The following is a 7,252-nucleotide window of genomic DNA, read 5'->3' as shown; positions in this document are numbered from 1 at the left end:
CGGTAGGCCGTGTGGGACTCGAACCCACAACCAATGGATTAAAAGTCCACTGCTCTGCCAATTGAGCTAACGGCCCGCACCCCGCAGCATAGCCGGGACCCGCGGGCGGGTCCGCGTTGTGTCCGGGCGGGCCTGCGTCCGTCGTCGGGGGCGGGCCCGCCCGGGGGTGTCAGATCAGGGTCGCGTAGTAGTTCCAGCCGGCGGAGAGCCGGACGCGGCCGGCCGCGATCGCGCCGGCGCCGTCCGCGGAGTGGCGCCACAGCGTGCCGGTCGCGTCGCGGCCGACGATCTCCGGGCGGCCGTCGCCGTCGAGGTCGCCGACGGCGACCAGCGCGGTGTAGGCGTTCCAGCCGCCGGACAGTTCGGTGCGGCCGGGAAGGACCTGCGAGGCCGCGAAGCCGTGCCGCCACAGGTGGCCGCTCGCGTCGCGGCCGACCAGGGACACGGACCCCGGGCCCGCGAACCCGCGGACCGCCGTCAGCGTGTCGTACGTGTCCCAGCCCGCCGAGAGGTACCTGCGGCCCGCGGTGAACCCGCCCTTGCCGTCGGTGCCGAGCAGCCACAGCTTCCCGCTGGTGTCGCGCGCCACGAAGACCGGCGGGCTGCCGGCCTCGCCGTAGCCCGCCTGCAGGACCGTGTCGTAGCCCTGCCAGCCGGTCGCGACGACCCTGTATCCGGCCGCCGGGTTCGGCGGGGCGGTCGCGGTGCCGCGGTAGAGCCGGACCTCGCCGGAGGGCGTACGGGCCAGCAGGTCGCTCGCGCCGTCGCCGTCGACGTCGCCCGCGGGGACGATGAGCGCGCCGGACGGCCAGCCGGTGGTGGTGACGACGCCGTCGAAGGTCCCGCCGGGCGCGCCGGGGTGCGTGCGCAGGGTGGTCGCGGAGGAGGCGGGCGTGCCGAGCAGGTCGGGGCGGCCGTCTCCGTCGTAGTCGCGCCAGACCGGTTCGCCGCCGGTGAGCGTGAAGGCGCCGGTCGCGGTCAGGCCGGGGCCCTGGCCGTCGGCGGGCTTCGCGGTCAGCGTCCAGGTGTATCGGCCGTCGGGGCCCGGTCGCCCGAACTCGTCCCTGCCGTTCCAGGACAGGGTGATCACGCCCGGCGAGCTGGCGCCCTGCGCGTCGCCGAGGTTCCCCAGGCGCGCCCCGTCGGGCCCGGTGACCTGCACCGACCACGCCGCGGCGGCTCGCGTCAGCAGCCACTGCCCATGCCACGCGGCCCCCGCACGCGGGTCGACCGACGTGCCCGACGAGGCGAGCATGCCGAGCGCGGACGCCGGCACGCCCGCCGGGAGCAGGTGCGTCGTACTGGCAGCGTCGGTGTACGCGACGCGCTCGCCGAATCGGTCCACCGTCCAGCTCACCCCCCGGTCGTCCACGCCGGCCGCGGGTCCCGCCAGGTCGGCGATCCTCCGCGCGGCGGCGGCCTGGCCGGTGTGGACGTCGGTCAGCAGCAGGCCGCCGTCCGCGTGCCGCAGCACGTAGCCGTCACCGAGCAGCGCGGGCCCCGCGGGTACGGCGACGGAGCGGCCGGCCGCGCGGTCGTAGACGCCCGCCGGGCCGGACGCGCCGCAGGACCAGTAGATCCGCGTGAGCACGGCCTGGATCTCGGCCGGGACGCACGGCGCGTCCGTGCTGAGGGTGGTGTGCCCGGCGCCGGTGGCGGCGTCCTCGGCGGCCAGGACGCCGGCCGTGCCGGTGGCGCTCCACAGGGTGTCGCCCCACAGGGCGGCCGCGCCGGCGGCCCGGGTGCGCACCACCGTGCGCCGCGCCATGTCGACGACCGACTGCGTGCCGTCGGCCGCCGCGTACAGGACGTCGTCCGCGCCCGCGGAGACGATACGGCCGCCGGCCGTGCCGAGCGCCACGGCCGTGCCGGTCCCGGCGTTCAGGACGTCGGCGCCGTCGGCGGCGTGCGTGAGGTACGCGGCGCCGTACGTACCGCCGCCCTCGGCGAGCACCGGGCAGGGCGAGCCGTCCGCGCAGTGCGCAAGGGCGTCGGCGGACACGGAGGCGACCGTGGCGGCCGGGGAGCCGTAGGCGGCGACGGAGTGGACGGCGTCGCCGCCGGCGCCGGTCTCGGTGAAGGCGAGGGCGCCGCGGACGAGCGACAGGCCGGCGCGGGCCGGCCACCGGTCGTCGTAGTGGTGGACGGCCACCGGGCCGCCGCTCACCCCGTCGAGGCGGTAGGCGTCCACGCCGTGCGTTCCGTCCGCGTCCACCACGACGCTGCCGTCGTTGGCGCGCAGCGGCTGCCCCGCGTCGGCCAGCGCGACCGTCGCCGCAGAGCCGTCCAGCGGCTGCCGGTACAGCGGCGACGGGGTCTTGTCGCGGGCCGACGCCGAGGCGGCCGTGACGTACAGCGCCGTGTCGTCGAGCTGGGGCGCGGTCGCGTCGGCGGCCTGCGCCGGCCCTTGCACGGTCCGCGGGGCGGCCTGCGGGTCGTCGACGGAGTAGAGCGTCGCCGACCCGCTGAGGTAGTAGCCGTAGGACGTGCTGTTGCTGAGCAGCCGCAGGGTCGACGCCGGTACCGCGTGCAGGCCGGTGAGCGTGCCGGCGGCCGCGTCGATCCAGCCGAGGTACTGGGCGCTGTCGCCGTCCTCGGTGAAGAGCAGGGCCAGACCAGTCGGTGTCAGATGCCAGCGCGTCACCCTCGCCACCGTCGCGACCAGCCGGTCGGCCGGTCCCCCGGCGGCTGCCGGGTCGATGAGGTGGATCTCCGTACGGGTGACGAGGCCCTGCGCGTCCTTGGTCTCGCGCAGCGCGACGACCTGCCAACCACCCTGACCCGGCAGGACGTTGACCGCGTCGTAGGAGCTGCCCAGCGGCACCGTCGTGGCGGTGTCCGCGACCGGGTCGTAGACCCGCACGGAGGCGCCGCCCGCGCCCGACGCGGTGGACGACTCGATGAGGCTGCCGCCGAGGCCGCCGCTGATGACATGCGGCAGCGTCAGCGCGCCCAACGGGCGCACCAGCGAGCCGTCGGCGGACCGCCAGGTGTACGCGAACGTGCCGGTGTCCCGGAGCAGGACGCCGGCCGGCGTGGCCGCGTACACCGCGAGCGGGTCGGGCGCCGGTGCGGACAGCGGGGCGACCAGTTGCTCGCCCGGTGGACTGCCGGCCGCCGCGGCGACGCCCGTCGCGAGCGGGCCGGCGGCGGTCAGCGCCGCCAGCGCGACGGCCGCCGCCAGCAGTGTGCGCGGTCCTGTGCTGGCTCCGCGCGGGATGCGTCGTGCCACCCGTTCCCTCCCCTTGGTGATCACATGATCCGGGCCCGCGGGATCGCGGGCCCGGCCGGCTCCGCGCGGTCCGCCGCCCACGGATGGGCCGGGCCGCCGGTCGCACAGGCGGTCAGAGCAGATGTGTGTACATCTGCCAGCCGCCGCCCTCCCAGACGGGGTGACTCAACGAGCCGTCCCAGTCGGTGAACTTCCACAGGCCGCCGCGGGCGTCGCGGGCAACGACCTCGCAGGAGCCGTCGCCGCTGAGCGTGCCCACCCCGACGACGGCGTTGTACTGGTTCCAGCCGGTGCCGACGAACCCGGGGGCGTCGAAGTGGCCCTTGAGGTCACCGCGCCCCCGCCGGCACCACCGTCTCCGGCTCCTGCGCCGCGCTCACCGCGGCGGCCGCGTGCGCCGCGGGCGCCAGCGCCACCGGGACGAGCCCGGCGCCCACCGCGAACGCCGCCGTCATGGCGGCGAGCGCCCGCGCCCGCACGGGCATCCGTGTCCATGTCCTCGGTGTCGCCGTGTCCGTCGTGCGGGTCAGCGGGCCCACCCCTCTCGTGCCGCGTGTCGGAACGCACGGCGGGTGGGCTGCCCGCGGCGGTTCCCGGGCGGCCGGACGCGTTTCCGGAGCGCGCATCACGCGTGGGTGCGCCTGCGTCCGGACACGGGTCGGCGCGGACCGGCCGCGCGCTGGTTGTCAGAAGCCCCCCGGCCTCCGGCCGTTCACCGGCCGTCCCCCCATGCGAATCCCCGCACTGTAACAGCAGCCCCACCGGCGGCGGAACGGGGAGGGGGACGGGAACGGGCCCGTGGTCTGCGAGGTTCGCAGTCCACGGGCCCGTCGGGCGCTCAGGCGGTGGCGGGGTCAGCCGTTGCGCTTCCAGCGCGGCTTGCGCTCGCCGTAGGAGGTCGGGCCGGACTCGCGGTTGTACGAGGTCGGACGGTCGCGGTCACGGTCGCCGCCGAAGGACGGACGGCGGTCGCGGTCGCCGTACGACGGGCGGCTGTCGCGGCGCTCACCGACCGCGGGGCGGCGGTCGTCGCGAGCGCCGTAGGAGGGACGGCTGTCACGCCGGTCGTCGCGGTTGAACGACGGACGGCTGTCACGCCGGTCACGGTCACCGAACGCCGGACGCCGGTCGTCACGGGCACCGTACGAAGGACGGCTGTCACGCCGGTCGTCGCGGTTGAACGACGGACGGCTGTCACGCCGGTCACGGTCGCCGAACGCCGGACGCCGGTCGTCACGGGCACCGTACGAAGGACGGCTGTCGCGGCGCTCGTCGCGGTTGAACGACGGACGGCTGTCACGCCGGTCGTCGCGGCGGTCGTCACGGCGGTCGTCGCGCCGGTCGTCACGGCGGCGGTCGAAGCTGCCGCGCTCGTCGCGCCGGTCGTCGCGGCGCTGGTACGGCGCGCGCTCCTCGCGCGGCTCGGGCACCACCGGCGCGGCAGCGGCCTCCGCCGCCGCGGCGGCCTCGGCGGCCTTCGCGGCCACCGCCTCCTCCGGGTCCTCGCCGCGCTCGCGGGCGGACCGCGCGGTCAGCCGGTCGGCCTCCTCGCGCAGCTCGGACGCGCGCTTCTGCAGCCGCTCCAGCTGGCGGGTGGCCTCGGCGACCTCGCGCTCGGCCTGGGCGGCGGCGTTCTGCACGGCGTCGGCCTGGACGTCGGTGAGCGAGCGGGCGCCGGTGATCCGGGCGACGTCCTCGTCGAAGACGCCGGCGCCGCCGATGATGTGGCGCGAGGCGTCCACGCCCGCGTCCTCCATCAGCCGGAAGATCTGCTTGCGCTGGTGCGGCAGGGCCAGCGAGACGACCGTGCCGGACTCGCCGGCCCGCGCGGTGCGGCCCGAGCGGTGCAGGTAGTCCTTGTGGTCGGCGGCCGGGTCGACGTTGAGCACCAGGCCGATGCCGTCGACGTGGATGCCGCGGGCGGCGACGTCGGTGGCGACCAGCACGTTGACCTGGCCGGCCTTGAAGTCCTCCAGCGTGCGGGTCCGCGCGCCCTGGGTCATGCCGCCGTGCAGCGCGTCGGCCCGCACACCGGACTCGATGAGCTGCTCGGCGACGCGGTCGGCGCCCATCTGGGTGCGGACGAAGATGATGGTGCGGCCCTTGCGGGCGGCGATCGCCGCGGTCACCGGCGCCTTGTCCTTGGGCTTCACGACCAGGACGTGGTGGGTCATCGTGGTGACGGCGCCCTGGGCGGCGTCCACCTCGTGGACGACCGGGTCGACCAGGTAGCGCTTGACGAGGCTGTCGATCTCGTTCTCCAGCGTGGCGGAGAACAGCAGGCGCTGGCCGCCGGCCGGGATGAGGTCGAGGATCTCGGTGACCTCGGGCAGGAAGCCCATGTCGGCCATCTGGTCGGCCTCGTCGAGGACCGCGATCTGCACCTGGTCCAGGTGGGCGGAGCCGCGGTTGATCAGGTCGCGCAGCCGGCCGGGGGTGGCGACGAGGATGTCGACGCCGCGCTCCAGCGCGTAGATCTGGTTCTGCATCGAGGTGCCGCCGCAGACGACCTTCATCTTCAGGCCGAGCACGTCGCCGTACGGCTGCAGCGCGTCGGCGACCTGCATCGCCAGCTCGCGGGTCGGGGTGAGGATGACGCCGCGGGGGCGCTTCCGCTCGGTGCGGCCGCCGGCCAGGCTGGTCAGCAGCGGCAGGCCGAACGACAGGGTCTTGCCGGAGCCGGTGCGGCCGCGGCCCAGGATGTCCAGGCCGGACATGGCGTCCGGGATGGTGGCGGCCTGGATCGGGAACGGCGTGATCACGCCGTTCTGGTTGAGCTTGCGCACGATGGCCTCGGGCAGGCCCAGGTCGCTGAAGGTCGGGCCGGCGGGCTGCTCGGCCTCGGCGGCCTCGATGGCGTCCGCGGCGTCGGCGCTGTCCGCGCCGGTCAGGACGGCGTCGGTGGTGACGGCGTCGGTCGTGACGGGGGTGGCGGCGTCGTTCTCGGGCATGACGGAACGGTCGGCACTGTCAAGGGACATGCTGAAGCAAAACCTCTCGGAAGACTTACGGCACGCGCCAGCTCCACAGGTTGCTTACAACCGCCTCGATGCGGTCAGCCACAGGAGAAAAGGAACGCGCCACTCGGCGCGCATCTGGATTCAGGCGCCAGGCAATGGAAGTGGGATCAAACGATCTACCAGCATACGCATCGAGGGCCCGATGCGCCAATCCCCCTCCGATCCATACGCTGACCTGGGACGATCCGCGGGCCGAGCCGCCGGACGAGCCGCCGGACGAGCCGCCGGACGAGCACCTGGCCGTGTCGCTCGGCGCGGCCCCGGTGTCAGCCGGCGGAGCCCGGCGATCCGTCGCCCGGTCCGGGCGTGTCGGTGGCGGAGGGCGGCGCGTCGGTGGGGTCGGCGGTCGCGGTGGGCGCCGGGGTGGTCGGCGGGGCCTGTGTGGCGCCGCCGCCCGGCGGCGAGGACTGGGCGGTGGGCGCCGGGGTGGCGGAGCCGCCGGCGGGCGGCGGCTCCGCGCGGCCGGACGGCTGGTGGCCGGCGCTGGGGGACGCCGAGGCGGAGCCCCCGGGCGAGGCCGAGGCGGTGCCGGACACGGTGGGTGACGGGGACATGCTGTCCTGGCCCGCGGCTCCGGCGGGGCCGCCGCCGCGGCCGCCGGGGTGCCGGGCGTCACCGGCAGCGCCGTGCCGGCCCACGGAGGCCGCCGGGCCCGGGGCCTTGGGGTCGGCGTCGCTGCCGGCGCTGACGCACGCGGCGACGGCGGCGGCCATCAGCGTGACGAGGGCGGCCGCCCGCACCCCGGCGGCGGCGCTCGCGCCGCGGGTGCGGGCGCCGGTCCCGTTCGCGGCGCCGGCGCCGGCACGGGGGCCGGCGCCGGGGGTGCGAACGGGACCGGGACCGGGGCTGAGGCGGGCGTGGGGTGCGGTCATGGGGGGACCTCGGACTCGGTGCGGTACGGGCCCCGGTGCGCACGCGGGTGGACGCCTCGGGGCTGGCTCGCCGTGTCCAACGCCATCGCCCGCCGCAGGACACGCCCACCCCCACGACCGGCCGCATC

At 76.3% G+C, this 7,252-nt stretch carries 5 protein-coding genes and 1 tRNA gene; all 6 read right to left on the bottom strand.

All coding sequences use genetic code 11. The annotated features are described in order from the left end of the window. Positions 1–3: 3 nt before the first annotated feature. A tRNA-Lys gene (locus V2S66_RS22615) sits at positions 4–76 on the bottom strand. 93 nt (positions 77–169) lie between these two features. Beyond that, complete coding sequence (locus V2S66_RS22610; protein WP_330797809.1) at positions 170–3,232, bottom strand: FG-GAP-like repeat-containing protein; 3,063 nt, start codon at positions 3,230–3,232, stop codon at positions 170–172. Positions 3,233–3,344: 112 nt separating this feature from the next. Beyond that, complete coding sequence (locus tag V2S66_RS22605) at positions 3,345–3,491, bottom strand: hypothetical protein (protein ID WP_330797807.1); 147 nt, start codon at positions 3,489–3,491, stop codon at positions 3,345–3,347. 70 nt (positions 3,492–3,561) lie between these two features. Then, on the bottom strand, positions 3,562–3,717 hold the full coding sequence (locus tag V2S66_RS22600; RefSeq protein WP_330797805.1) for a hypothetical protein: 156 nt from the start codon (positions 3,715–3,717) through the stop codon (positions 3,562–3,564). Positions 3,718–4,086: 369 nt separating this feature from the next. Further along, positions 4,087–6,213, bottom strand: coding sequence for a DEAD/DEAH box helicase (locus tag V2S66_RS22595; protein ID WP_330797804.1), 2,127 nt, complete (start codon positions 6,211–6,213; stop codon positions 4,087–4,089). Positions 6,214–6,518: 305 nt separating this feature from the next. Next, the gene (locus V2S66_RS22590; RefSeq protein ID WP_330797802.1) at positions 6,519–7,124 is read right to left on the bottom strand and encodes a hypothetical protein; all 606 of its coding nucleotides are present in this window, start codon (positions 7,122–7,124) and stop codon (positions 6,519–6,521) included. Positions 7,125–7,252 lie beyond the last annotated feature (128 nt).

The organism is Actinacidiphila polyblastidii, from assembly GCF_036353415.1.
GTDB lineage: Bacteria > Actinomycetota > Actinomycetes > Streptomycetales > Streptomycetaceae > Actinacidiphila > Actinacidiphila polyblastidii.
This window is presented reverse-complemented; position numbering and strand designations above follow the sequence as displayed.